We start from the raw sequence: 26,429 nt of genomic DNA on the forward strand, positions 1-26,429 counted from the left end.
AGGGCGAGCCTGAATCATGCCTGCATGGTTGCACCTGATGGGGGAATCGCTGTGGCCGCTGCTGTACGCGGGCCTCGTGTTCACCGTGCCGTTGACGCTCGTGTCGTTTGCGATCGGACTTGCGCTGGCGTTCATCGTGGCGCTGCTGCGGCTCTTCGGGCCGGCGTGGTCGGTGGCCGTCGTGCGCTTCTACGTGTGGCTGTTTCGCGGCTCGCCGCTGCTCGTTCAGTTGTTCGTGATCTTCTATGGCCTGCCGAACGTCGGCATCGTGCTCGATCCGTTGACGGCCGCGATCATCGGCTTCTCGCTGAACGTCGGCGCGTATAACTCGGAAGTGATCCGTGGCGTGATCGAGTCGATCCCGAAAGGGCAGTGGGAAGCCGCATACTCGATGGGCATGACGCGCGCGCAGGCGCTGCGCCGCGCGATCCTGCCGCAGGCGGCGCGCGTCGCGTTGCCGCCGCTGTCGAACTCGTTCATCGCACTCGTCAAGGACACGTCGCTTGCCGCCGTGCTGACCGTGCCGGAGATTTTCCAGGCCGCGCAGCGCATCGCATCGGTGACATACGAGCCGCTGATTCTCTATACGGAAGCCGCGCTGATCTATCTCGTGTTCAGCTCGGTGCTGTCTTCCGCGCAGGTGCGCCTCGAACGCCGCTTCGGACGTCACGCGCTTTTCACGTCGGGTAGCTGAACGATGATTCGCCTTGAAAAAATAGAAAAGTATTTCGGCGATCATCGCGTGCTGAACAGCGTCGATCTCGCGCTCGAACAGGGCAACGTGACGGCGTTGATCGGCCCGTCGGGCAGCGGCAAGAGCACGTTGTTGCGCTGCGTGAATCTGCTGGAAATTCCCGAAGCCGGTTCGCTCGAACTCGGCGATCAGCGCATCCCGTTCAGCCGCACGGAAAAGCCGTCGAAGGAAGCGGTGCTCGCGATTCGCCGCCGCACCGGGATGGTGTTCCAGAACTTCCAGCTGTTCCCCCACCGCACGGTGATTGAGAACGTGATGGAAGGGCTCATCACTGTGCAGAAGTGGGACCGCGAAAGGGCGCGCGCGCGGGCGCTCGAACTGCTGGAAAAGGTCGGCATCGCACACAAGGCCGATGCGTGGCCCGTCACGCTGTCGGGCGGCCAGCAGCAGCGCGTGGCGATTGCGCGGGCGCTCGCGCCGTCGCCGGAAGTGCTGCTGTGCGACGAGCCGACTTCCGCGCTCGATCCGGGCCTCGCCGCCGAAGTGGTCGAAGTGCTGCGCCAACTCGCGAAAGAAGGCATGACGATGCTGATGGCCACGCACGATCTGCGGCTCGCCGCATCGATCGCGCGCAACGTTGTGTTTCTGAGCAACGGGGCGATCGTCGAGCAGGGCCATTCGCGCGACATCTTCACGCGGCCGAAGCAGTCGGAAACCGCGAGCTTCGTGTCGACGCTCACGCAGACGCTGCCGGACGGCTGGGAAGACTGATCGCCTACCGTCGGATACGCGTCAACTCTCGAATGACAGCGAGGGCGCCTGTGGGCGCCCTTGTTGTTTCGCGAGGCCTGCGCTTCGGGCGAGCTTCACGCCGGCATCCGACAGCTACGCTACAATGGCCGTCGCCTTGAACCACGGAACATCGATGAAGACACGCACTCTGCTGATCGCTTGCTGCACGGTTGCCGCGGCTTTGTCCGCGGGATGCGCGTCCGTGTACAAAAACACGAGCGCATGCGAGCAGATGATGCGGCAATCGGCGAGCGAGCTTTCCGCCGCCGATACGTTGAAGATCGTGCACACGGGCGCAGGTATCCATGGCAGCCGCGTCGTCGTGGAAGGCACGCTGGAGCATCCGCAGACGGCATCGGAAGCAGCCGCCGCCAGGCCGCCGAATACGAACATCAACGAAGCCGGGCTGCTCGCGCCCGTCGCGGCCGCGATCGCAAAGACCAAGCCGCGCAAGACCGTGGTGCCCGCAGCCGTCGAATGCACCTACGACGCCAACGGCGTGAGCGCGTTCCGCTGGCTCGCGCCCGCGCGCCTCGCGAAGACGGGCACGCCCGCCGAAGCCGGAGAGCAAACGGGCGAGTGACGCGAGCGGCGCGGCATGCTGCGACGCACCTGCCACATCGAAGCCGACATGCTAGGATTTCTGCGTAATGCGGGCACGTTATGCAGGGTTCAGGAGGGCAGCATGGACGGCTTCGTCAGACATCACATAGAGGGCGCATCCGTCGATATCGACGTGATCCCCGTCACGCCGCGCGGCTACTGCGCGCGCTTTCGTATCTTCCGCGACGCCGCCGACAAACCCGAATGGCATCAGGTCCACGTGTCGGGCAGTGTGTTCGATACCGCTGAAGAGGCCGAGGAGGCGGCGCGTTCGATGGCGCTCGAAAAGGTGCTCGCGGGCGGCGGCTCCTAGCTCCGCCTTTGTGGGCTTGTCGCGTGCATTTCCTTTTCTTTTCGTTCAGTTTCATCTGCGAGGCGCGGCGGCGTCGCACGCGTTCCCTTTGTTCGCCTTCGATGTGCTCAATGCGCTACGCATGCTCATGCGCATTTTGAGCGGCGTCGCCTGCGAAGATCGAAGAAATCCGACTTTGGGAGTTTTCTTGTATTGAGGAATTTCCCGTCTACGTAGGATTTACCCGTCGTAACCGACATCGAAGAAGTGGCGGTACGTAGGAGGCATCTTGCGGAATGTCGGTTCCGTCGTTCGTCGAATACCTTGTCCATATTGATTCGGTATCCAAAATGATGAGGGCAGGAGCAAATCGTTTGATGCTGAATTTTGGGGAGATTATCCGTATCAAGGTTCTAGATGAGCAATGTGCAAAGCTTAGTGCGTGATCAACGCGAGCCGGTTTCTTCGTTGCCGATTGGTGCGCGAGGCGGCATTGGCCGCATTGGCCTGATTAGCCGCCGCGTCGCTCCTTATGTTGCGGTTGGACGCTTGGGCTGCGTCGATCGCTGCGGGCGCGCGGGCATGGCCGTCGCGGTGTTGGGGGCGATCGCGTGGTTGCCGGCGGCGCGCGCGGCGCCCGTCACCGATTACATCGCCGTCAGCGGCAACGTAATGACGGGTGCTCCGACCACGGTGTCGAATAACCTGAATGCAATGGCTATCGGCCCGTCGGCGAACGCGTCGGGAGACTATGCGCTCGCCGTGGGGGCTGGCGCAGGCGCGGCCCGCGCCGGCTCTACGGCCATCGGTTCGCGCGTTGCGGCGCTGGGCCTGGACACGACGGTGATTGGCTATAGCGCGTCGACGGGTTTCGACGCGGACAGGGCCGTTTCGATCGGCTACATGTCGGCGGCGGACGGCGCTGATTCACTCGCGTTCGGTTCGATGTCGATGGCGCGCGGTCAGCGTTCGGCTGCGATCGGCGTGAACGCGCTGGTGGGTGACACAGCCGCCGACGGGTTGGCCCTCGGCTCGAACAGTTCGGTCGTCGCAAGCGGTGCCGTGGCGTTGGGCGCGAATTCAAAAGCCGATCGCGCGAACGTCGTCTCCGTGGGCAATGCGACGCAGCAGCGGCAGATTGTCAACGTCGCGGCGGGCACGGCCGATACCGACGCCGTCAACGTCAGCCAGCTGCGGGCTGCCGTATCGGCTGGCGTGCCGGACGCGGTCACGTATGACTCGATGGCACATGACGCCGTCACTTTGGGTGGTGCGGCAGCGAGTACGCCCGTCCGGCTCGGCAACGTGGCAAACGGTATCGTCGCTGCAAGCAGCAACGACGCGATCAACGGGGGCCAGTTGCATGACCTAAGCGCGAGCGTGGCATCGGCGTTGGGCGGCGACGCGACGGTCGCACCAGACGGAACGGTCGTCGCGCCGTCATATCGTGTCGGTGGCAGCGTGTTCCGCAATGTTGGCGATGCCCTTGGCAATATCGATAGTCGCGTGGCCAGCAACACGAGCGCAATCAATGATCTCAACGTCGCGCTCGGCAACGTAATGAACAACGGTGTCGAGCCGCGCTATTTCCATGCGAATTCGACGCTCGCCGATTCGCTAGCGACGGGCGCCAATTCGGTAGCGATCGGCGGTGGCGCACAGGCCGCATTTGAGAACTCGGTCGCACTCGGTGCAAATGCGGTCGCGGATCGGGCCAATTCGGTGTCGATCGGGACGGCGGGCGGTGAACGGCAGATCACGCACGTTGCGGCGGGCACGGCCGATACGGATGCCGTCAACGTTGCCCAGTTGAAGCAGGCAGGGCTGGTCGACGGAAGCGGCCGCGCAACGAGCGCCGTCGTGTACGACCATGCGGGAGATCAAGTGGACTATGCGAGCGTGACCTTGGGCCAGGGCGTGGCAGGCGGCACGGTCCTGCACAATCTCGCTAACGGTGTTCTGGCCAGCGACGCGGTCAATCTCGGTCAGTTGAACGACGCGATGAATCAGATCGTCAACGCGCAGACGCAAGGCGCACCGAATCCCTTCGTGAGCGCGAATGGCGACGTCAGCACGGAAGCAGCGGCTGCGACGGGCACGCATGCGACTGCCGTGGGTGCGAGCGCGGTCGCAAACGGCGATCAGGCCACCGCGCTCGGCGCCAATGCACAGGCGAGCGGCCTGACGGCGACGGCTGTGGGCTCGCAAGCTGTTGCGAACGGCGCGAATGCTTCGGCGTTCGGCGCAGGCAGCCAGGCCGTCGCCAATGGCGCGGTTGCATTGGGCGCCGGTTCCATCGCCGATCGCGCGAACGCCGTGTCTGTGGGCCAGGCAGGCGGTGAACGGCAGATCGTCAATGTCGCGCCAGGCACGCGCGGCACGGACGCGGTCAACCTGAACCAGTTGAACGCAGCGATCGATCAGACTCATCAGTCTCTTCGGGACCTCGACACGAGCACCCGAAAGGGGATCGCCGCCGCGTCGGCGTTGCAGATCGTCACGCCGTACCTGCCGGGGCGTACGACACTCAACGCCGGTATCGCTGGCTATCGGGGGCAGGCGGCTCTCGGTCTAGGCGTCTCGCGCTGGAATGAGAAGGGGACGATCAACTTCAATGCGGGCGTCGCGTCGTCGGGCAGTAACAGTACGATTGTGCGTGCCGGCATTGGCATCGTGCTCGGCGACTGATCCGCTTGCGTATCACCGGCGCACGCGCTGTGGTTCCGCTATGGTCCCAACGGTGCCATGGCGTGGTCCCGTTCCAGCAGCGCTTGCGTTGGCCTTAGAGGCGAGCGGTCCAGAGTTTGGCACGCAACCTGTCTCGCCTGCTCAAAACGCGTAGTACGGCCCGTTGCCGGCCGAGGTCAAGCGCGACTCGATCGCGGTGTAGATGCGTCGTCCGAAGAATAACGGCAGTCCCCAATCGAATGCGCTCGACGGGCCGCCCAGGTTGTTGAACGCGTAGTTGTTGGTGGCAAACAGCGTTTGCGCATTGGCGATGGAAAATTCTGGCGACGCCGTTGAGCCATTGACGCCCGTCAGTGTCGCCGACAACGATCGCGTCGACGCTGGGCACCACCAGACTCCGCAGCGCGTAAGCGTCGTGCTGGGGAAAAACAGGCCGTTCGAACCACTATCGATAAAGCTTTGCGAGTACGGTTGTCCGTTCAGGGAGGTGGTCACATAGCCCGTCGTGGTATTGGCCTTCAGCACGGTTGCGCTGCCGAGCGTGTTGTTGGCCTGTGTGCCGATGCCAAAGATCATCGATCCATAGACAGTCGCCGCGCCACCCGGACCGACCGTCGGCAGGTCGATCACGACGCCGTTGTTGTCGAGCGCAAACCGGCTGATCGGGTTGGTCACTTGCTGGTCGAGCGGCTGCGTGCTCGATGCACACGCGCCTGACGCGTCGCATGCGTAGTACCAGCGCGGCAGGGCCGACGCGATGCAACCGCCGCCACAATCGGCGGAAAACAGGCCAATGCCGAGAATGCCGTTCACGCGCAGCGCCGTGGGCGTCATCATCGGCAGGCCGGAGGCCGCACAGTCGGACGGGGCGGTCGGCACGGACGGATCGGCGATCACCTGGATCGACAGGCTCGGCGCGAGCTGGCCCGCCATCCGAACATCGGCGGTACGTACGGCGCCCCATGTGTATCCGGTGCCGAACACGCCGCATTCTCCGCTGACGCCGATCGCCGTGCCGGAAGGCGTGGTGGCTGACACGATGGGCAACGCGAGAGTCGCGGGCAATTGCGATGCGAGTACGCGCAGCCCTTGCGAACCCGTGTCGACTTGCACGTTGTCGATCGTCACGCAGTTCGACGTGCCTGGGGCGCATACCGTCACGCTCGTCGTGAGCATGTTGCGTGTTTGCGTGGGCGTCGAGGTGACGACGATCGGCTGGACATTGGGTATCGTCGATTGAGGAACGGTTGCGACGGGCGCGCTGGCCGGGATGGGGGCACTGGCCGTCGGCGCGCTGCTGGCGCCGCTGCCGGGCGAAGCGGGTGTCGTCGGGGACGAATGGCCCGTCGTGTCCGAACTGCCGGAATTCCCGCCACCGCCGCCGCAACCGGGCAATGCGACGAGTACTCCCACGAGAAAGCCAAATGCGAGAAGGCGTTTATGCGTCATCACTCGTCTCGTCAGCGCAAATCGGCAAGCGAAATGCCTGATGGAACGGCAGCCGGCAGCCAGGCGCGGCCAACGTAGCTGCGCATCTGGCCACCCGACTCGACGATGACTTCCGGTTGCTCGACGCGCGAAGCATGAAGGTGATTGAACTCGCTCAGCTGCGCGGCCGCTTTCGCGCGGTAGGGGACCGCATATCGTCCGAGCATCCGCGTGAGATCGGGCATCGTCGGGCCCTGCCATGTGTACGCGAAGACATGGCCGTCGCTGGTCGCGTACTCGTTGATGGTGGTACCGCCGGCGTCAACGGTCGAGCGTATCCGGACCGCACTGCCTGGCAACACACTTTGCGTCGAGCCGTCGTCCGCTCGCGGTGCGGACATCGTGCCGCCGAGCTCCGCATGTGCGGGGCCGGCGAGCAGAGCAATGACGCCTGCCGCCAGAACGGTAAGTGCGGCAAAGATCGTCGTCCGATGGTGATCGATACGCGTCATGGTTTTGCTCCCCGAAGTCCCTCGGACATTATTGAGATCGTTATTTCAAGATATCACCGGGGTTTTGAGGCGCGATTCACTCACAGAACAGGGTCCGATGCTCGTAACGAGGGAAAGGGCACGATCGTTTTATGTTTAGCCCAAAGAAATCAAAGGCATAGGTCGCCGTCTGAACTCGTCCCGATTCTGCTGAAAATTATGGCGGAATGTTAAATTTCGGCGCGAAATGGGCTCTCCCGCGCCGGCTTTTCAAGTGATTATGAGATGATGCGAGCGGCTTTTGCGTTGAGGGCAGTGGTGCCCAGGCTCGGTATTTCGGACCTCGACGGCACGTCGGCAGGGCATGGCGGAAACACGGCCGAATGCATATCCCGCGCGAGGGGAACCCCGCTTTTTGCACTTCGTGACGCCGGACCGGTAAAATGATGGGTTACCACGGACTTGCCGTGGCGTAGCGGAAGGATTTCCAGAACATGACAGATCTTCGTCTCACCAAGCGGTTCGCAGCATTGCTGATGGCAGGCGGTCTGGTCGCCGGCTGCGGCACGTCTTCGCCGACCAAAATCGACTACAAGAGCGACTCGAAATCGAAGGAAGCGTCCCTCGCTGTTCCGCCGAACATGACGGAAGAAACGGCAGACCAGCGTTCGCTGCCGCCGCAAAGCGGTCAGACGTCGCTGTCCACGTTGCAGCAGGTGCAAACCGAAGCGCCGTCCACTACGGCTGTCGCGCCTGTCGTCAGCGGCATGCACATCCAGCGCGACGGCACCGAAAGCTGGCTCGTGCTCGACAACAAGACGCCGGATCAGGCGTGGCCGCAAATCCGCCGCTTCTGGCAGGAGCAGGGTTTCCTGCTCGTCGTCGACCAGCGCGACAAGGGCGTGATGGAAACGGACTGGAACGAGACGCATCCGTCCATCAACGATGGTTTCATCCGCAGCACGCTGTCGAAGGCGATGGGCAATTCGTACGTGACGGCGGAGCGCAACAAGTACCGCACGCGTCTCGAAGCAGCACCGAACGGCGGCACGTATGTGTTCGTCAGCCAGAAGGGCCTGCGTGAGGCGCTGAGTGGCGCGAACAACGACACCAGCAAGTGGGAGCCGAAGCCGAACGATCCGGCGCTCGAAACCGAATACCTGAAACGTCTGATGGCGTCGCTCGCCCAGACCGATTCGGGTACGCGCGTGGCCGGTTCTCCGGCTGCGCCGGCTACGGCGCCCGCCGGTTCGCAACTCGCGCCGAACGCCGCGACGAATGGCGCGAAGTCGGCCGCTGCCGCGACGGCTGCGCAAAACGTCTCGTTGTCCGCGCAGACGCCCGTGCCGGATGCGTCGTCGTTGGATACGCCGGCGCAGGCTTCGTCGACCGAACTGACGCTCGGCGAGCCGTACGACCGCGCATGGCTGCGCGTCGGCCTCGCGCTCGATCGCAGCAACTTCACCGTCGACGACCGCGACCGCACGCGTGGCCTGTACTTTGTCCGCTACGTCGATCCGAAGGATTTGTCGTCGGAGGAACAGGGCTTCTGGAGCCAGGTGTTCCATGGCCGCAAGGAGAAGGTCGCCAAGCAATATCGCGTGAACGTGCGCGAGGTGACGCCGAATCAGTCGCGTATCTCAGTCGTCGACGACAAGGGCAACATCGACTCGTCGTTGCAAGCGAAGCAGATCATGTCGCTGATGGTCGATCAGTTGCACTGAGCACTGAGTACTGAACACGGCCGCGCTTTTCGCGCGGTCTCGCATCAAGCCCGCGTGACGCTCGCCGTCATGCGGGCTTTTTTGTTGCATCGAGTTCGTCGCGGGCGACCGCTTCCGCCTGAAGCAGCATCGTTATGTCGAGTGAGTCTCCGCAAGCCCCTACGCAACGTGACGTTACGCCGTAACGCCGCGCATCGGCGCCCCGTGCAAAACGCCGTCTTTCCTCGTTCCCGTCGTCAGATCAACGGCTTGCGCGGCGCAAGGCGCCATGTAAGCGCTTGGCACACTAGCTGCTTTTAACAACCGCGTCCGCATGAAATCTCACCGCGAAGCCTCATGCTGTCTGCGTCTGCGGGATGCGTTTGTGCGAGGTGCAGAAGCCACGTTTGCGCAGACGCTCAATGAGTGGGATCTCGCTGGATAACGACGGGGCGCTGAAAGCGCCCGTCCCGGTGGCCCCGTCGCCTATCCTCGTAGGGGCGACGGTTTTGCCCGCGCTCTACGGTTGGAGTTTTTTCCTGCTGTCGCGTGATGTCGCGACGACGAATCAGCAGCGTTCGCTGACGCTGCGTCCGCCAAAGCCCGGAATGCGTTTGACAACGCCGGTAGCGAGCGCGGTACCGACAAGGATCACCGCGCAGCCTTCCAGCATGCCGACCGAGACGCGTTCGCCGAGGAACAGCGCGCCCCACAGAATGCCGAAGATCGGGATGACGAACGTGACGGTGATCGCGCGAGCGGGGCCGGCGACGGCGATCAGGTGGAAGAACAGCATGTACGCGATGCCCGTGCACGCGACGCCCAGCGCGATCACCGAGCCCCACGCCTTGAGCGACGGCGCGGCCGCCGGCCACGAGGCCAGCGCGAGCGGCAGCAGCACGATGGTTGCGCCGATCATGGTGCCCGTCGCGACAGTGAGCGCATCGACGCCCATCAGGTGCTTTTTCGTGTAGCTGGCGGCGATGCCGTAGAGCAAAGTCGCGCCCAGCGCGGCAGCCGCAGCGAGTGCCGTCGTCGTCGGCGATACGTTCGAACCGCTTGGCGCGGCGATCTGATCCCACACGAGGGTCAGCACGCCCGCGAAGCCGATCACGAGGCCCACGCTGCGCAGCGCGCTCAGGCGGTCCTTGAGCCACACGAAGGCGACGAGCGCGCCCCACAGCGGCGTCGTCGCGTTGATCACGGAAGTGACGCCGGCGGACAGCGTGATTTCCGCATAGGCGAACAGGCAGAACGGCGCAGCCGAATTCAGAATGCCGACGACCAGCAGCGGCAGCGCGCGCGTGCGCAATGTCCCGGCGGATTCGCGCAGCGGGCGCCGCGCGGCCAGCACGATCAGCAGGAACAGCGCGCCGATGCCGACACGCAGCGCCATCAGCGGCGCAACGCCGAAGTCGGTCACGCCGACGCGGATGAACAGAAACGACGCGCCCCATAGCGCGGCGAGAATCAGAAGCTGGAAGACGTTAACGGGATTCATCGTGAGTGTGTCGCGCGCAGTTGAGTCGCGATGCGTACGCATGCTAACACCGGCCATGAGCTTGTCGTTTCACGATGGAATGAAATAGCAAGAATCGGCAACCGCGCGGACGGGAAGGGGACTACGAGGCGAACAATGAGCGGCAAACAAAGAGAGGCAAACAAAGAGAGGCAAACAAAGAGAGGCAAACAAAGAGAGGCAAACAAAGAGAGGCAAACAAAGAGAGGCAAACAAAGAGAGGCAAACAAAGAGAGGCAAACAAAAAAAGCGGGCGCCTCGTACACGGCGCCCGCTCCCGTTTCTAGTGGCCGAAGCCTCAGGCTAGCTCAATGCGGAATCATCCCTTGCAGCACGTTCTGCTGCAGCCAGACGAGAATGCCGAGCACGATCGTGAGCAGGATCGAATGTTTGAAGGTCTTCGCGAACACGTAGCCTTCCTTGCCTTTGAGATCGGTCGTCGCGACGCCCGTCGAGATGTTCTGCGGCGAGATCATCTTGCCCATCACGCCGCCCGACGAGTTGGTCGCGGCCATCAGCACCGGGTTCAGGTTCAGCTGATGCGCGGCCACGACTTGCAGATTGCCGAACAGCGCGTTGCCCGACGTATCGCTGCCCGACAGGAACACGGCCACCCAGCCGAGGAACGCCGACACCAGCGGGAAGAACGGGCCCACCGACGCGACGCCCAGCCCCAGCGTGTAGTTCATTCCCGAGTAGTTCATCAGGTACGCGAGGCCGACGATCGTCGCGACGGTCAGAATGGCGATCCGCGTCTGCACCCACGTATCGACGATCGCCCGTCCGAAGTCGGCCACCGACAGCCGCACGACCATGGCCGTGATGATAGCCGCGACGAGAATCGCGGTGCCCGTCGCGAGCGGCTGGAAGTCCCAGATCGCGCCATAGGGCGTGTTGTACAGCGTGATGTAGACGGCCTTGTCGAGGCCCGGCCACGGCACCTTCACGTCGCCGATCATGAAGATCTTCGCGATCGTCCAGATGATCACGACGGCCGATACGATCAGCCACGGATACCAGCCTTCCACGCCCGAGACCTTGCCGCGCGTCTCGTTCACGCGATCGACGTTGATCGCGAAAGCCGGGTCCACCGCGGGACGCCAGACACGCAGGAACGCGATTGTGAGGATCAGCGAAACGAGCGATGACAGCACGTCCGTCAGGCTGTAGTTGATGTAGTTCGAAGTGACGAACTGCGTCAGCGCGAAGCTGCCGCCCGATACCAGCAGCACCGGCCACACGCGCATCATGTTGCGAAAGCCCGCATACACGCCGATTACATAGAACGGCAGCAGCAGCGCGAAGAACGGCAACTGGCGGCCGACCATCTTGGCGAGCGCATCGGTGGGCAGGTGCGTGACGGCGCCGAGCACCGTGATCGGCACGCCGAGTGCGCCGAACGCGACGGGCGCCGTGTTGAAGATCAGCGTGAAGGTCAGCGCTTCGAGCGTCGGGAAGCCGAGCAGGATCAGGAGCGAACTCGTGATCGCGATCGGCGTGCCGAAGCCCGAGATGCCTTCGAACAGCGCGCCGAACGAAAAGCCGATCACGACGAGCACGATGCGCCGGTCGTTCGGCAGGTTGTCGATCATCCACATGCGGAAGGCCGCGAAGCGTCCCGAATACTGCGCGATGTTGTAGAGCAGGATCGCGGTGAAGACGATCCACATCACGGGCCAGCAGGCGAACACGGCGCCCGCCGCGACCGAGTTGAAAGCGAGCCCGGCGGGAAATTGCCAGCCGAAGATTGCGATCACGATACCGACGATCAGGCCGGCCATCGACGCCTGCCACGCCGGCCGCCGCGCCCAGCCGAGCAGCGCAAGCACGACGACGATGGGTAGCACCGCGACGAGAAACGACGGCAGCAGCGAGTTGCCGATGGGGGTCAATAGCTGATGGAACATCACGTCTCCTTCGTTGTTGTTCGATTCGACGCGAAGACTGCACCTACGCGGCGAAGCGGCAGGGCTGGACGGATGAAGGCGGCGACGGGCGCAGGATGTCGACGAAAAAACGCGCGGGGCGCCGGATCACGCAATTAAACGGGCGTTGCACTGGCACTCGCCAGCATAGATAGCGCTGGCGAATCCAGTCAAGCAGGGAAAACGAAAGAACGCATTGCGGGAATAGATGGGGGTGTTCCTGCGTAGCGGGCCGCGGTGTGTCTGCGGCGCGGCCTGCTGTGCGGTCGACGGCACGGAATCCGCCGTCGACGCGCGGGACGGCGTGCGCCGCCGCTCAGTGTGAATGGCCGTGGCCGCCGCCTCCTCCCCAGTAGTGTCCGCCGCCGCCACCCCAGCCAGCGTGCATGCCGCCCCAGGACCCATGACTGCCACCCCAGGTGCCGTGACTGCCACCCCAGGTGCCATGACTGCCGCCCCAGTATCCATGACCGCCCCAATAGCCATGATGTCCCCAGTAGCCGTAATGGCCATGGCCGCCGCAACAACCTCCCCAGTACGCGAAGCTGAACGATACCGACGGCCACCAATATCCCGGCCAGCCGTAGCCGTAGTACGGATAGGGATACGGATAAGCATACGGATAGGCGATCGGATAGTACGCAGGCGCGCCATAGGCGGGAGCGGGCGCGACGTCATAGGCGGGCGGCGCGTAGGGCGACGAGCCGTCGGGCATCGCGAACTGCGCCTGTGCCGGAGCCTGCGATGCGTCGCCAGGGGAAACGGGAATCTCGGACAGCGTGGTTGCCGTCGGAACAGTGGAATAGGGGGGATACGCGGGGTAATACCCGTAGCCCGGGTAGTAGCCGTATGGCGCGTAGTAGTAGCAGCCGGACAGCGTCCCGGACAACGCCAGGACTGCAACGGCGCAGCTGACGCGCAACGTTGCATCGAGCGGTTTCATGACGTGCTCCTCGTTATCGCGCGGCCTCACAGGCGGTGCGCGCTTTATGTATTGAGCTTACGTCAGGGCTTCGTGCTGCATGTCACAAAGTGGTAACGGCGTATTTCACCGCAAGCGTGTTGCAGGACATGTCCGGCGCGTACGTGCGCGCCGGACTCTGTCCATCTCCCTTCGGCTTTCGAGCGTCACGCGTAAAGCGGATGCGTGGGTTCGAGGCCGTTTGCCCGCATCGCCTTCGATGGCGATTTGTCGTATTCCGGATCGCGTTAGCGATCGGATGGCGCGTCGGCTAAAACGCTCAGGTTCGATTCAGTGCTGCTGAGAGAGGCCAGCTTACTTGCCGACCTGGTTGCCGATCACGCCGCCGACGGCTGCGCCACCCAGCGTCGACAGCGCATTGCCGCCGATCACCGCGCCCGCTGCACCGCCCACGCCTGCGCCGATCGCGGTATCGCGTTGTCGCCGGGTCATGCCGTCGCATGCGGAAAGACTCGCCACCACGGCTACCAGCGTGGCCAGCGCACCGATTCGATGGAACGTTCTCATGATTGCGACTCCTTCTGTCGACGGGACACGCAAGTTGCGCTCCCGCTCGGTTGATTCGTTGGCTTCGATGGTATCGCCGCGTGCCGTTTCTGTTTGTATGGGCTTGTCAGCAAAGTGTCCGTTTCGTAATCGAATGTTTCCGCAAATGTCTTTCCTCGCCGATGGTCCCTTGACGCATGGAACTTCCCTATGCCGCCCTGCGCGTATGAACGACAGGCGGCGCAGCAGCGCGCGATAAGAACGGACGAAAAAAAGCCCGCCGTCGACGAGGCGGGCTTTGCGCTCCGGGAAGCGCCGCGACGCGGCGCCCGACAGATGCTGCGCTGACAGCAGCGCTGCGTGGCTACTGCCGCTGATAGATTTCCGCGCCGCTCTTCATAAACTCGACGGCCTTCACTTCCATGCCTTTCTTCAGCGCGTCGCTGTCGCTCATGCCTTCCTTCGCCGCGTAGTCGCGCACGTCCTGCGTGATCTTCATCGAGCAGAAGTGCGGTCCGCACATCGAGCAGAAGTGAGCGACCTTCGCCGAGTCCTTCGGCAGCGTCTCGTCGTGGAATTCGCGTGCCTTGTCGGGATCGAGGCCGAGGTTGAACTGGTCTTCCCAGCGGAACTCGAAGCGCGCCTTCGACAGCGCGTTGTCGCGCACCTGCGCGCCCGGATGGCCCTTCGCCAGATCGGCGGCATGCGCGGCGAGCTTGTACGTGATGATGCCCGTCTTCACGTCGTCCTTGTTCGGCAGGCCGAGGTGCTCCTTCGGCGTCACGTAGCAGAGCATCGCCGTGCCGAACCAGCCGATCATCGCCGCGCCGATGCCCGACGTGATGTGGTCGTAGCCCGGCGCGATGTCCGTCGTCAGCGGTCCGAGCGTGTAGAACGGCGCTTCGTCGCACCAGTCCAGCTGCAGGTCCATGTTCTCCTTGATCAACTGCATCGGGACGTGGCCCGGGCCTTCGATCATCGTCTGCACATCGTGCTTCCACGCGATCTGCGTGAGTTCGCCGAGCGTCTTCAGCTCGCCGAGCTGCGCTTCGTCGTTCGCATCATAGATCGAGCCGGGGCGCAGGCCGTCGCCGAGCGAGAAGCTCACGTCGTACGCCTTCATGATTTCGCAGATGTCTTCGAAGTGCTCGTACAGGAAGCTCTCCTTGTGATGCGCGAGACACCACTTCGCCATGATCGAGCCGCCGCGCGACACGATGCCCGTCATCCGGTTCGCGGTGAGCGGCACGTACTGCAGACGCACGCCCGCATGGATCGTGAAGTAGTCGACGCCCTGTTCGGCCTGCTCGATCAGCGTGTCGCGGAAGATTTCCCACGTGAGATCTTCGGCCTTGCCGTTGACCTTTTCGAGCGCCTGATAGATGGGGACCGTGCCGATCGGGACAGGCGAATTGCGAATGATCCATTCGCGCGTCTCGTGGATGTGCTTGCCCGTCGACAGATCCATCACAGTGTCGCCGCCCCAGCGGATCGCCCAGGTCATCTTGTCGACTTCCTCGCCGATCGACGACGTCACGGCAGAGTTGCCGATATTCGCGTTGACCTTCACGAGGAAGTTGCGGCCGATGATCATCGGCTCGCTTTCCGGGTGATTGATGTTCGCGGGGATGATCGCTCGGCCGCGCGCAATTTCTTCGCGCACGAATTCCGGCGTGATCTCCTTCAGCGCGTTCGCGCCGAACGCGGCAGCCCCGAACGCTTGCCCGGGATGCTGGCGGCCCATCATCTGCGCGAGCTTCGCGCCGTTCGGGCCGCTCGCCTTCAGGCTTTCCAGATACTCGGCGCGGCGCTGGTTCTCGCGGATCGCGATGTATTCCATTTCCGGCGTGATGATGCCCTGCTTCGCGTAGTGCATCTGGGAGACGTTCTTGCCGGGCATCGCGCGGCGCGGCGTGCGATGCAGGCCGGGAAAGCGCAGTTGCGCGGTGGCGGGATCGGCGGCGCGTTCCCGGCCGTATTCGCTCGACAGGCCTTTCAGCGATTCCGTGTCTCCGCGCGCTTCGATCCAGCGCTGACGCAGCGCGGGCAGGCCCGCGCGGATGTCGATCTTCGCGTCCGGGTCGGTGTACGGGCCCGACGTGTCGTACACGTAGATGGGCGGATTCTTTTCGCCGCCGAAGCCCGTCGGCGTGTCCGACTGCGTGATCTCACGCATCGGCACGCGGATATCGGGTTGCGAGCCGGTCACGTAGACCTTGCGCGAGTTCGGCAGCGGCGCAACGGCGGCCTCGTCGACGTGCGCGTTCGCGGAAATGAATTTCGGGTTGGCGTTCATGCATCTCTCCTGTCTCAACGTGGGGCAACACAGCTACGCAGGAGAACGAGATGGAGGGGAAGTTGGCCGGGTTCGCGCGAGGAGGGTGGTACGTCAGGTGAAGCGGCGAGCCCGAACGCTTCCCTGCGCTGGCATTATCCAGATCAGGTTCAAAGGGTATTTCTCACCCACGCCGTACGCCGCCCGTTTTTGCTCCCCGGCGACGCACAACGCAGGACCCCCGCGTTAGCAGCGCACACGATAACCTGGCGGGGCGGGGTTTGGCAACACATCTCAAAATTGATGGCGCGCGCAAAAGCGCAAGGCTTTCGATTAGCTGAAAGCCGCGCCACGCCCGGCTTTCGCTGCGTCCGTGCCACTCGTGCGCACTACGCATCGAATCAGTCTCTAATCTCATAAATACGGGAAAGACCTCATCCCCGGGCGAATTTCCATCGCCCATATTCAAGATTGCCCGAAGCGAGCCGTTAGATCAGTTCGCGGCGGGCAATTGATCAGTCTGCCTAACAAAAATCAATTCAAAACGGAGAGTGCAATGAAAACATCGAGGCTGGCAGTCGATCTGCTCGGCGCATGCGTTGTCGCCGCAGGGCTGGCCGCGCCGCTGGCGGCCGGTGCGACGCCGCAGTTTTCCACGGGTGGGACCATCACGTTCACAGGCGCGATCGTTGCCCCGTCGTACGGTATCGCGACTTCTGTATCAGAATATTCTCAAGGATTCCGTACTGATGTTCCGTTAAATAGGAATGCGTCGACGGTCGATGTGAAGTTCACGCGCGCGCCGAATACATCGACGGCTGCGCATGTCTATGTGCTGGTCAACACGGCGTCGGGCGTCACGGCTCCGCGCACGCTGACCACGCGTTTCGTCGATAACGCAAAGCGCGCCGCGCCGCAGACGGGCACGCAGTTCAGCATGGGTCGGGCAGGCGGCACGCTGTCGATCGCAAGCGGCGCAGTGGGCGAAAGTGCGGTGACGGTGGTGGTGAGCTACGACTGAGCGCGCATCGCAGCGAACTCGACATCACACGGGCGGCGACGGATGCCGCCCGTGTCGTTTCCATATCGGCCTTCGGCACGCGGATAAAGCGGAAAAACCCTCGCGCAAAGCGCTCGCGTTCTTTCGATTACCGGTTTCGTCCCGCTTGCAACGAAAGTTACGATTCTCTTGCCGAAGGGTCGTCCGGATATTGCATAATGCACGGCGGCGCGGCTGCTCGCGCCCGTTGGCCGCTGTCGATGCATTCCGCATCACGAAGGCCATCAATTCGCGCCATTGACATGGTGCTTCCGTTGCCGATCGACGGCTTTCGACTGCCGCTTACCGTTCTACTGCCATGCCCGCCCGCTTTGCCCTTCATGCCGTGTCGCTGACGCGGCGTCCGCCGTCCTGTTCGTGGCTGTTCATCGGGGCTGTGGCGCCATCACCGGCATGGGCGGGCTGAACGTGGCGCTGAATCTCCCTGCCCGTTTTCCGTTCCGCCTGCCTCAGTCCCACGGTGGACAGATCGCGCTCGCGCTCGGCGTCGTCTATATCGTCTGGGGCTCGACCTATCTGGCCGTGCACGTTGCGCTCGGGTCGTTCCCGCCGCTGCTGATGTCGGGGCTGCGCAACTTCTTCGCGGGCGTCGGGCTCTTCATCTTCGCGATGCGGCGCAAGCCCGTCTGGCCGCCCGTCGCGGAAATCCGCAATGCGGGCCTCGTCGGCACGATGCTCGTCGGGCTGTCGAGCGGCATGCTCGCGTACGGGATGCGCACCGTCGGCACGGGCACGGCGGCCGTGATGGTCGCGACCGTGCCGCTCTTCGCGACCGTCATCGCGGCGATCGCGGGGCGCAAGATCGCGAGGGTCGAATGGTTCGCCGTCGGGCTGGGGCTCGTCGGCATCGCGATCCTCAGTCACGGCGACCAGACGGCGGGCTCGGCGGGCGGCAGTCTCGCGATTCTGTGCGGCGCGCTCTTCTGGGCGGGCGGCGCGCATCTCGCGTCGCGCCTGAAGCTGCCGTCCGATCTTTTCCTGTCGACCGCGCTGCAGATCGGCCTCGGCGGCGCGATGTCGACAATGGTCGCGTGGCTCTCCGGCGAGCGGATGATGGACATTCACTTCCTGCCCGTGCTGGCGTTCGTGTATCTGATGCTGATCGGCACGATGGCCGCCTACGTCGCGTATGGCTTTCTGATCCGCCATACGAGCCCGATCATCGCGAGCAGCTGCATGTACGTGAATCCTGTCGTCGCCGTGGCGCTGGGCGCGCTGCTGCTCGGCGAGCCCGTGACGCGCTCGACGGTCATCGCAACGGCCGTGATTCTGGCAAGCGTCGGCCTGTCGTTCTGGTTCGACTACCGGCGGCGCGGTACGGCGCGAAGCAGCGCGTCGTAAAGCGGCGCGCGACGTCACTGACGCGTGCGTCACGCCATGCCACAGCGCCGGCAACCTGTTGTTGCTCAGCGGCAAGCGCACGCCGGAAACGCGCGGTTTCCGGCGAGTGCCTTGGATAAGACGTGCATGGCGCCATGTAAAGTTGCGCCGCGCATGAATCACACGCGCCGGAGCCCCACCACACCTTCGGGAAAACTCCGCTCGCCTGACACCCCATAAAGCGCCAGATCCTTTATTCGCCCTTGGTAACTAATAAGCGATGCGGCACGGCAATTGCTGACGATACTCGTCCAATCGATGCCGGCAAGCGGGCGTAGCGCGCTGTCCGGCCTCCGGGACAAGCGGGCGCGCCGCCAAGGCGAACGCGCCGGCGCGCGGCATCGGTGAACAACGGCGGCACTGCAGCGATACCAACGAGGACGTCAACGATACGGCAGCGTCGACAACGAACGGTCGCATCGGCGCAGGCGGCAAGCCACGGATCAACGGGTTCATACCCAATCAGGGAGAGGTGGCAAATGAAGGTTATCCGGACCATGACCGCGCTGGCGGGCGCGGCCGCGCTGATGACGGCGTGCGGAGGCGGCTCCAGCGATGTCGGCAAGGAAGTCGGCTTGCAGAACCCGTTGATCCATTTCGTGCACGCGATTCCGAGCGGGCCGACCGTCGACTTCGTCGTGAACGGCGGCGCATTGCAGAAGGGCATCTCGTACAAGAACGTGACGAACTTCGCGAACATCAATACGGGGCAGACGTCGGTTGCCTATGCGCTGACGGGCACGACGACGCCGCTCGCGAGCGGCTCGTTCCCTGATGTCGCGCAAGGCCACGAATACGCGGTGATTGCCGTGCCCGGCTCGACGGGGCCGGACATAGGCCTGATCGACGATCCGTTCGACAAGGGGCTGCTGTCGAACAGCGCGCGCGTGCGGGCATTCAACGCATCGGCGAATGCGAGCAATCTCGACCTGTATCTGGTGCCGTCGAACAACGCCAACATCGCGAACGTGAGTCCGTCGATGGCGGGCGTGTCGTTCAAGAACGCGGTGCCGCCAAGCGGGCAGGACTCGATCTACGTATCGGGCGGCTCATACGTGCTGATCGCCACGCCGGCGGGCACCAAGACGGCGATCTTCCAGTCGGGCGCGTTCGATCTCGCGAACAACTCGGACTGGCTGGTGACGTCCGTGCCCATCGGCGGCGCAGTGACCCAGTTGCTGCCGAATCAGATTCACCTGCTGGTGGCGCAAGGAGGGAATACGTCGCAGCCGGCGCTCGAACTGACGAACGCGTTGAACGGCCAGTAAATCGACGATAGTTCAACGGACACAGCGCAACAAACAGCACGGCGGCTCATGCGATTGAGCCGCCGCGCTGTTTGTTGTGCCGTCGTGCGGTTGCACCGCGTGCAGCGTAGGGCAGCGCGTTTAATCCGAATGCTTCTCCGCCGAATTCGTAATCGCGTGGCCACCCTTCGAGATATCCTGGCCTGCGCCGGCGACCGTATGGCAGGCCGCGAGCGTCGCCGTGCCGGCGAGCAACAAGAGTGCGATGAGTCGTCGAGTCATGGGTTCTCTCCCTATCAGGTACGCGCAGGTACGCGCCCGAACGCGTCGAGGTGCACGCAGGAACGCGTCGGTCGCGATTCGCGCTTGCCGGCCTGTGCCGATGCGACATCCGGCCGTGTCCAGCGTGCGCGCGTTGTTGTCGACCGGGGCATCACGCACGCGGGCCGATCCGGTCTGATTCCATGGTAAGAGACGCACGTCCGTGCTGCTGTCAGTCTCGCCATGAATTTCATGTCGGCGCAATCCTACGCAGCCGAACGCTGATCACGCGATGGCGCGACGCATCAGGAGCGCAAGTGCATCAGCCGTCTTCCAGGCTTGCATGTCCCGCCGGCGTATCCGTGCGAGCCGCTTCCTGTGTCGCGCTGACGTTCGCGACGGGCAGCACGACGCGGATATCGGTGCCGCGCAGATCGCCGCGCCGGATGTCGAAGCGCCCGCCGCGCGCGGCCACCCGCTGACGCATGCCCATCAGCCCATGCGTATGCGTGCGCTTCAGGTCCTCGGGCAGGATGCCGATGCCGTTGTCCGCGATATGCAGCGACACGTCGCCTTCGCCCGCCGTCAGGCCGATCGTGATCTGCGTCGCGCGCGCGTATTTGGCCGCGTTGGTGAGCGACTCCTGCGCGACGCGAAAGAGCGCGATCTCGGTCTGCTCGTCGAGCTGGATATCGTCGGCGGGCAGTTGCAGGTCGAGCAGCCAGCCGTTGCGCTGCGCTGCTTCGTCGCCGAGCGTTCGCAGCGCGGTGACGAGCCCGAAGTTCGCGAGCACGGTCGGCCGCATGTCCTCGATGATGCGGCGCTTCAACGCGATGCCCTGATCGAGCGTCGCGAGCGCGCGCGCCAGTTTCTCCGCGATGACGGGATCGGCGTCTTGCAGCTTGCGCCTCGCCCACGCGACGTCCATCTTGCTTGCCGTGAGAATCGCGCCGAGTTCGTCGTGCAGTTCGCGCGCAAGCTGCGTCTTTTCGTTTTCGCTGACGGCCTGCAGGTGCCAGCCGAGCGCTTCGAGTTGCCGCGTGCGTTCGTTGACGAGCTGATCGAGTTCTTCCTGCTGCGTGATCAACTGCTTCTGCACGCGCGCCTGACTGTCGATCTGAATGCCGAGATTGCGGAACAGCAGGATGAACAACACGATGTTGAGCGCCGACAGTCCCGCCGCGACGAAGGTCGACACGCGCTGATCGGCGCGGCTCGCATCGAGCGCGCGTTGCGCGCGGCGCTCTTCGTTGTCGCGCAGCAAGGCGAGGGTGCTCGTCACGAGCGACGCATCGACGGCGCCCGCGGCATCGACCTTGCCGCACGCAGAGAGATCGAGTGGATCGGGCGCGGCGCGCTGCATCGCCCGCGCGCCGTCGCCGATGCGTTTGTCGATCAGCGCGGCGATGTGCATGAAACTGGCGAGCTCGGCGCTGTCCGCAGCACGTCTGAAGTAGCTGTCGAGCGAGCCGACGGCGCGGCGGATGTCGATCGCGCTCGAGCAGTAGCTGCGCGCGTCGCTATCGCTGCTGGTCAGAAGAAAGCCGCTCTCGTGCACGCTCATCTGCGCGAGATGACGTTCGAGATCGCTCAGCTGTACGGTCGCGCTGCGTGCTTCGAGGGCCGCTTCGTATTCCGATGCGATGCGCTGCCGCGCCGTCTCCAGAATGACGAGGCCGCCGCACGTGATGACGATCGCGACCGTCATCGCGATTGCCCAGCTGCGCCTTCGCATCCAGTCCGTCAGCCTTGTCGTGAATCCCGCTTCGGCTACGCCCGACACAGCTGTCTCCATGAGATCCCGTCATCGACAGTGTAGCGTCGCTGACGCTTCTGCGTTCCCGTAACAAGCGCGGGCCGCGCGCCGAAAGCCGGTGTCGGCGGATTCCCACATGAAAAACAGCGGGCCTCCGAATGCGGGTACGCAACGTGCTCCCTACGATAGGTGTTAGCGATCGTTTATCGAGGGAGGTTGCCGTCATGCTGAAGTGGGCATTGTTCTTCGCCGTGATTGCCGTGATCGCAGGACTGCTCGGCTTTACGGGCATTGCGGCAGGCGCGGCGGCCATCGCGAAGTTACTGTTCGTGGTGTTCCTGATCCTGTGCGTCGTGTTCCTCGTGCTCGGCTTCATCGTCACGAAAAAGATGATCGATTAGCGAAGCCCAGCCCCATGCAACGCAACAGAAAAGGAAAGCACGCACCACTCGTCGGACCGCGATAGCAACATCGCTTAAACAGCAAGGAGCGTCGCCATGCTGCACTACGCACTCGTTTTCTTCGTGATCGCGATCATCGCCGCCATATTCGGCTTCACGGGCATTGCAGCCGGCGCCGCCGAAATCGCGAAGATTCTGTTCTACATCTTCCTGGTTGTGTTCGTCGTCACGCTGCTGCTTGGCGTGTTCCGAACGTAGCTCAGGCATCACTTCCCCAGCGCGCACGGGCCGCTGCCGCGCATCTCAGACGGCGGCCCGGTGCGCATTTCCCACGATATCGGTACAAGGAGTCAGTCAATGTCGAAGTCATCGAAAGGCGAGTTCGTGATGGACCTCCAGAAAATTCGCGAGCAGGCCCGCAAGGACATGGATGAGGGCCCCGTCACGCAAAGCTATGGCGCAGACCGCGAGGCGGTGCTCAAGCTGCTGAACGGCGCGCTCGCGACGGAGCTGATCTGCACGCTGCGCTACAAGCGCCACTATTTCATGGCGAAGGGCATCAATTCGGAAGCCGTCGCGCAGGAGTTCCTGGAGCATGCGACGCAAGAGCAGGAGCATGCCGACCAGCTCGCCGCGCGCATCGTGCAACTGGGCGGCGAGCCCGACTTCGCGCCCGACAGCCTGACGGCGCGCTCGCACTCGGAATACAAGGAAGGCCGCGACCTGACCGACATGATTCGCGAGAACCTGGTCGCGGAACGCATAGCGATCGATACGTATCGCGAGATCATCCGCTACCTCGGCGACGGCGATGTCACGACGCGCCGCATCTTCGAGGAGATCCTCTCCGTCGAGGAAGAGCACGCGGACGACATGGTCGATCTGCTGGCGGGCCGCGGGTAGGGCGAGCGCATCGCGCGAACGCGGCTCGTGCGCTTGCGCCGTGTTCCCGTGTATCGCACTGCATGGACAACGACGTAGCCGACTGCGTGCATAGCTGGGCGGACAGCGAATGATGATTCGAGTCTTGATAGCCGACGATCACGCGATCGTCAGAGGCGGGTTCAGACAGTTCGTCGCCGACGAGCCGGACATGTGCGTCGCGGCGGAAGCATCGACGGGCGACGAGACGATTCGCCTCGTGCGCGAGCAGCCGTTCGACGTCGTGCTGCTCGATATCGCGATGCCCGACAAGAACGGCATCGACACGTTGCGCGTCATTCGCCAGATGCGCCCGGAGCAGGGCGTGCTGATCCTCTCCGGCTATCCCGAGAGCCAGTACGCGATCAACCTGCTGCGCGCGGGCGCGAACGGTTATCTGAACAAGGAGTGCGAGCCCGACGAGATCGTGCGCGCGATACGTTCGGTGGCGCGCGGGCACCGCTATCTGTCGGAGGCCATCGCCGATACGCTCGCGAACAGTCTCGACCGGCCCGCCGCCGCGCATCCGCACGAACTGCTGTCCGGGCGCGAGTTCCAGATCTTCTGCAAGCTCGCGTCCGGGCAGATTCCGACCGATATCGCCGAAGAACTGAACCTGTCCGTGAAGACGATCAGCACGTATCGAGCGCGCGTGCTCGACAAGATGCACATGACGAACAACGCCGACATGACCTACTACGCGATCAAGAACGGATTGATCGAATGAAGCCGCAATGAACTGAGAGCATGGAACGCCACCGATGAACGCCGACTCCGCCACTGCACACAACGATTCCGGCCGCGCGCCGCTGCGTGTGCTGCTGATCGAGGACTCGCCGCTGATTCGCCGCAGCGTCGTCGAAGCAATCGACGCGTCGGGCGTGATGCAGGTGGCCGCGCATGCCGAGTCCGCCGACGAAGCGATTGCGCTGCTCGACGGCGAAGCGTTCGACGCCGTGATCGTCGATCTGCAGCTGAAGGGCGGATCGAGCGTGCCCGTGCTCGCGTATATGCAGAAGGAAGGGCTGATCGACTCGACTTTCGCCGCCGTGCTGACCAATCATGCGCTGCCTGCCTATCGCGAGCGATGCGAGCAATACGGCGTGCGGCACTTCTACGACAAGTCATTCGAGTTCGATCGCGTGATCGACGCGCTGCACGAGTATGCGCAGGCGCGTCTCGATGGGCGCTAGCGCGATGCTGCTCGCGCGATGGCTGCCAGCGCGGATGCAATAACGGAGCGGTAACGAAACGCTAGCCGGCGACAGCAGAGTTCACTCGGCCGTGCCGGAAGCCGCGATCGACTCGGGACGGCCGCGCATGTGATTGAATCCGGCAGCGGCCGTGAACAGCAAGCCGGCGATGCTCACGCCGACCCATCCGAACAGCGGCCACACGAACGCGCCGACTGCAGACCCCGCCGCGCCGCCGATGAAATAGCAGACCATGAACACCGTATTGACGCGGCTGCGCGCTTCGGGCTTGAGCGCGTAGATGCGCGACTGGTTCGAGATCTGCGCGGCCTGCACGCCGACGTCGAGCACGATCACGCCGATCACGAGGCCGATGAGGCTCGTGCCCGACAACGCGAACACGACGAACGAGATTGCCGCCAGCACGATCGACAGCGAAACGATCGCGCGCGGCCCGCGCCGGTCGGCGAACTTGCCCGCGAGGGGCGCGGCCATCGCGCCCGCCGCGCCGACGATCCCGAAGAGCCCCGCTGCTTGCGGCCCGTAGTGAAACGGCGCGCCAGCCAGCAGCAGCGCGAGCGTCGACCAGAAGAGGCTGAACGCGGCGAAGAGCGCCGCGCCCGTCAGCGACGCTTCACGCAGGCCGCGCAACTCGATGACGAGATGCCACATCGAGCCGATCAGCTTGCCGTATGCGAGCGTCGAGGTCGGCTTGCTGTGCGGCAGCTTCGAGATGATGACGGCGGCGAGCGCGATTAGCGCGATGATCGATGCGCCGAATACCGCGCGCCAGCCGAAATACTGGCCGACGAAACCGGCCGCCGTGCGCGCGAGCAGAATGCCGAGCAGCAGGCCGCTCATCACGGTGCCGACGGCCTGGCCGCGGCCCGAGGGCGGCGCGAGCTCGGCGGAAAACGGCACCGCTTGCTGCGCGATCGTTGCAAGCACGCCGATCGCGAGGCTTGCGAACACGAGCACGACGAGATTCGGCGCGGCGGCCGCGAACAGCAACGCGATGCACATGCCCGCGATCTGCAGCAGGATCAGTCTGCGCCGATCGAAACGGTCGCCGAGCGGCGCGAGCAGCAGCATGCCCGCGGCGTAGCCGAGCTGCGTCATCGACGGCACCACGCCGATCCACGATGCGCTCTGCGGAAACGACTTGCGGAAGTCGTCGAGCAGCGGCTGGTTGTAGTAGATGTTCGCGACGGAGACGCCCGCGATCGTCGCGAGCAGCAGCAAAAGGCCGTGCAGCGAGCGTTCGGACGTAACGGTGTCGGAGGAAGATGTGGACATGTTGCGGCGGCCGGCAAGCGCCGGCGCAAGAGAGTCGAGCGTGCCGATCATACCGGAGCGTGGCGGAGTTTGCTGGAGGCGTTCCGACCTCGAACTCTTGGCAACACGCACACCCCTCAATCGATCAACTTTCCCTCCGGCTCATAGAACGGATATGGCCCATCCGCCGCATCGACATACGCATGATGCGTGATCAGCCCGTTCACGCTGTCGTAGCGGTGCAGCGCGAACGCGGGCGGCTCCATCATGAACGCCGACGGCGCGTCGTCGCGCAGATCGAGCGCCACTTGATGCGCGGGCGCGGGCACGGCTGAAGCGATCGTGCCGCCGAAGCGCACGAACATTGGGCGATGCACGTGTCCGCAGATCACGCGCTCGACGTTCGGGTGACGCGCGACGATGGCCGCGAGCTTGTCCGCCGATGTCGGTTCGAGCCGCAGCGCGTCCATATGGCCAATGCCCGTCACGAACGGCGGATGGTGCAGCGCGACGATCACGGGCTTGCCGCGCGCCGCGTCGAGCTGTTCTTCGAGCCACGCGAGGCGCGCATCACACAGCAGACCCGCGCTCTCGCCCGGCACCATCGAATCGAGCGCGATCAGGCGCAGCGGACCGCGCTTGGGACCGATATCGACCGCGTATTGCACGAACTCGCCGCCCGTCTGCAATTCTTCGCGCTCGCGGAACGCATCGCGCAGCGCCTTGCGATCGTCGTGATTGCCGACCAGCAGGTAGTACGGAATCTCGAGCGTCGCAAGCAGCGACTTGAGGTGCTCGTACTGTTCAGGTTCGCCCTGGTCGACGAGATCGCCCGTCATCACGACGGCGTCGGGACGCGGATCGAGCGCGTTCAGGCGCTCGATGCAGCGCGCCAGATGCGCGGCCGTGTCGACGCGCCGGTAGGCGAGCGCGCCGGGGCGTTTGATGTGCAGATCGCTGATCTGGGCTAGGAGCATGGAGATTCCTTTAACGGTTTTACCCAAGGGCACGCAACATTCGAGGGCCCCAAGACGCCTTGGTCACGCGAAGGCAGCGC

General features: G+C 64.0%; 25 protein-coding genes. 14 read left to right on the forward strand and 11 right to left on the reverse strand.

All coding sequences use genetic code 11. The features are described 5' to 3' along the window. Positions 1 to 16: 16 nt before the first annotated feature. From AB4Y32_RS12160 to AB4Y32_RS12180, 5 genes are all read left to right on the forward strand, one after another. Positions 17 to 694 carry an amino acid ABC transporter permease gene (locus AB4Y32_RS12160; protein ID WP_090872065.1) on the forward strand — a complete coding sequence of 226 codons (678 nt, stop codon included), beginning with the start codon at positions 17 to 19 and terminating at the stop codon, positions 692 to 694. A gap of 3 nt (positions 695 to 697) precedes the next feature. Continuing rightward, the gene (locus tag AB4Y32_RS12165; RefSeq protein WP_368721592.1) at positions 698 to 1,465 is read left to right on the forward strand and encodes an amino acid ABC transporter ATP-binding protein; all 768 of its coding nucleotides are present in this window, start codon (positions 698 to 700) and stop codon (positions 1,463 to 1,465) included. Positions 1,466 to 1,619: 154 nt separating this feature from the next. Next, entirely contained in the window at positions 1,620 to 2,069 is a 450-nt protein-coding gene (locus AB4Y32_RS12170; protein ID WP_368721593.1) for a hypothetical protein, read from the forward strand. Positions 2,070 to 2,171: 102 nt separating this feature from the next. Further along, entirely contained in the window at positions 2,172 to 2,402 is a 231-nt protein-coding gene (locus tag AB4Y32_RS12175; protein ID WP_368721594.1) for a hypothetical protein, read from the forward strand. 561 nt (positions 2,403 to 2,963) lie between these two features. Further along, positions 2,964 to 5,069: a YadA family autotransporter adhesin gene (locus AB4Y32_RS12180; RefSeq protein ID WP_368721595.1), complete on the forward strand. Its 2,106-nt coding sequence runs from the start codon at positions 2,964 to 2,966 to the stop codon at positions 5,067 to 5,069. A gap of 141 nt (positions 5,070 to 5,210) precedes the next feature. Here AB4Y32_RS12180 and AB4Y32_RS12185 read toward each other — a convergent pair whose 3' ends face one another. Both AB4Y32_RS12185 and AB4Y32_RS12190 read right to left on the reverse strand, forming a co-directional pair. Next, positions 5,211 to 6,518 carry a DUF3443 domain-containing protein gene (locus AB4Y32_RS12185; protein WP_368721596.1) on the reverse strand — a complete coding sequence of 436 codons (1,308 nt, stop codon included), beginning with the start codon at positions 6,516 to 6,518 and terminating at the stop codon, positions 5,211 to 5,213. An 11-nt stretch (positions 6,519 to 6,529) separates the two neighbouring features. Further along, positions 6,530 to 7,009, reverse strand: coding sequence for a DUF2844 domain-containing protein (locus AB4Y32_RS12190; RefSeq protein ID WP_368721597.1), 480 nt, complete (start codon positions 7,007 to 7,009; stop codon positions 6,530 to 6,532). Positions 7,010 to 7,482: 473 nt separating this feature from the next. On the opposite strand from AB4Y32_RS12190, the gene bamC reads away from it, so the two are divergent. Then, a complete protein-coding gene (gene bamC, locus AB4Y32_RS12195) occupies positions 7,483 to 8,712 on the forward strand; it encodes an outer membrane protein assembly factor BamC (RefSeq protein ID WP_368721598.1) in 1,230 nt (409 codons plus the stop codon). A 547-nt stretch (positions 8,713 to 9,259) separates the two neighbouring features. Here the strand turns inward: bamC and AB4Y32_RS12200 are convergent. The 5 genes from AB4Y32_RS12200 to thiC form a co-directional block, all read right to left on the reverse strand. Further along, positions 9,260 to 10,234 (reverse strand): DMT family transporter, encoded by a 975-nt coding sequence (locus tag AB4Y32_RS12200; RefSeq protein ID WP_368721599.1) that lies wholly within the window; start codon positions 10,232 to 10,234, stop codon positions 9,260 to 9,262. 284 nt (positions 10,235 to 10,518) lie between these two features. After that, positions 10,519 to 12,117 carry an L-lactate permease gene (locus tag AB4Y32_RS12205; RefSeq protein ID WP_368721600.1) on the reverse strand — a complete coding sequence of 533 codons (1,599 nt, stop codon included), beginning with the start codon at positions 12,115 to 12,117 and terminating at the stop codon, positions 10,519 to 10,521. A gap of 334 nt (positions 12,118 to 12,451) precedes the next feature. Then, entirely contained in the window at positions 12,452 to 13,078 is a 627-nt protein-coding gene (locus AB4Y32_RS12210; protein WP_368721601.1) for a hypothetical protein, read from the reverse strand. 333 nt (positions 13,079 to 13,411) lie between these two features. After that, positions 13,412 to 13,624 (reverse strand): glycine zipper 2TM domain-containing protein, encoded by a 213-nt coding sequence (locus tag AB4Y32_RS12215; protein WP_087735561.1) that lies wholly within the window; start codon positions 13,622 to 13,624, stop codon positions 13,412 to 13,414. A gap of 343 nt (positions 13,625 to 13,967) precedes the next feature. Then, on the reverse strand, positions 13,968 to 15,899 hold the full coding sequence (thiC, locus tag AB4Y32_RS12220; protein ID WP_368721602.1) for a phosphomethylpyrimidine synthase ThiC: 1,932 nt from the start codon (positions 15,897 to 15,899) through the stop codon (positions 13,968 to 13,970). Between the two features lie 535 nt (positions 15,900 to 16,434). On the opposite strand from thiC, the gene AB4Y32_RS12225 reads away from it, so the two are divergent. The 3 genes from AB4Y32_RS12225 (at position 16,435) to AB4Y32_RS12235 (ending at position 19,586) form a co-directional block, all read left to right on the forward strand. Continuing rightward, positions 16,435 to 16,899, forward strand: coding sequence for a hypothetical protein (locus AB4Y32_RS12225; RefSeq protein ID WP_368721603.1), 465 nt, complete (start codon positions 16,435 to 16,437; stop codon positions 16,897 to 16,899). 432 nt (positions 16,900 to 17,331) lie between these two features. Then, entirely contained in the window at positions 17,332 to 18,279 is a 948-nt protein-coding gene (locus AB4Y32_RS12230; RefSeq protein ID WP_368721826.1) for an EamA family transporter, read from the forward strand. 518 nt (positions 18,280 to 18,797) lie between these two features. After that, a complete protein-coding gene (locus tag AB4Y32_RS12235) occupies positions 18,798 to 19,586 on the forward strand; it encodes a DUF4397 domain-containing protein (RefSeq protein WP_368721604.1) in 789 nt (262 codons plus the stop codon). Positions 19,587 to 19,706: 120 nt separating this feature from the next. Here the strand turns inward: AB4Y32_RS12235 and AB4Y32_RS12240 are convergent, their stop codons facing one another. Beyond that, complete coding sequence (locus AB4Y32_RS12240) at positions 19,707 to 19,847, reverse strand: entericidin A/B family lipoprotein (protein ID WP_368721605.1); 141 nt, start codon at positions 19,845 to 19,847, stop codon at positions 19,707 to 19,709. Positions 19,848 to 20,148: 301 nt separating this feature from the next. Next, positions 20,149 to 21,621, reverse strand: a complete 1,473-nt coding sequence (locus AB4Y32_RS12245; protein ID WP_368721606.1) for a sensor histidine kinase — start codon at positions 21,619 to 21,621, stop codon at positions 20,149 to 20,151. Between the two features lie 185 nt (positions 21,622 to 21,806). On the opposite strand from AB4Y32_RS12245, the gene AB4Y32_RS12250 reads away from it, so the two are divergent. The 5 genes from AB4Y32_RS12250 to AB4Y32_RS12270 all read left to right on the forward strand — a co-directional run bounded on the left by AB4Y32_RS12250 (position 21,807) and on the right by AB4Y32_RS12270 (position 24,097). Next, positions 21,807 to 21,983 (forward strand): DUF1328 domain-containing protein, encoded by a 177-nt coding sequence (locus AB4Y32_RS12250; protein ID WP_368721607.1) that lies wholly within the window; start codon positions 21,807 to 21,809, stop codon positions 21,981 to 21,983. 96 nt (positions 21,984 to 22,079) lie between these two features. Continuing rightward, complete coding sequence (locus AB4Y32_RS12255) at positions 22,080 to 22,241, forward strand: DUF1328 domain-containing protein (protein WP_090872098.1); 162 nt, start codon at positions 22,080 to 22,082, stop codon at positions 22,239 to 22,241. 99 nt (positions 22,242 to 22,340) lie between these two features. Then, positions 22,341 to 22,886 carry a bacterioferritin gene (locus tag AB4Y32_RS12260; RefSeq protein WP_368721608.1) on the forward strand — a complete coding sequence of 182 codons (546 nt, stop codon included), beginning with the start codon at positions 22,341 to 22,343 and terminating at the stop codon, positions 22,884 to 22,886. 112 nt (positions 22,887 to 22,998) lie between these two features. After that, positions 22,999 to 23,631 (forward strand): response regulator, encoded by a 633-nt coding sequence (locus AB4Y32_RS12265; RefSeq protein ID WP_368721827.1) that lies wholly within the window; start codon positions 22,999 to 23,001, stop codon positions 23,629 to 23,631. Positions 23,632 to 23,665: 34 nt separating this feature from the next. Next, complete coding sequence (locus AB4Y32_RS12270; RefSeq protein WP_368721609.1) at positions 23,666 to 24,097, forward strand: response regulator; 432 nt, start codon at positions 23,666 to 23,668, stop codon at positions 24,095 to 24,097. Between the two features lie 81 nt (positions 24,098 to 24,178). Here the strand turns inward: AB4Y32_RS12270 and AB4Y32_RS12275 are convergent, their stop codons facing one another. Beyond that, positions 24,179 to 25,393, reverse strand: a complete 1,215-nt coding sequence (locus AB4Y32_RS12275) for an MFS transporter (protein ID WP_368721610.1) — start codon at positions 25,391 to 25,393, stop codon at positions 24,179 to 24,181. Positions 25,394 to 25,509: 116 nt separating this feature from the next. Next, positions 25,510 to 26,349, reverse strand: coding sequence for a phosphodiesterase (locus AB4Y32_RS12280; protein ID WP_368721611.1), 840 nt, complete (start codon positions 26,347 to 26,349; stop codon positions 25,510 to 25,512). Between the last annotated feature and the right edge of the window lie 80 nt (positions 26,350 to 26,429).

The organism is Paraburkholderia phymatum (assembly GCF_040965635.1).
GTDB lineage: Bacteria > Pseudomonadota > Gammaproteobacteria > Burkholderiales > Burkholderiaceae > Paraburkholderia > Paraburkholderia phymatum_B.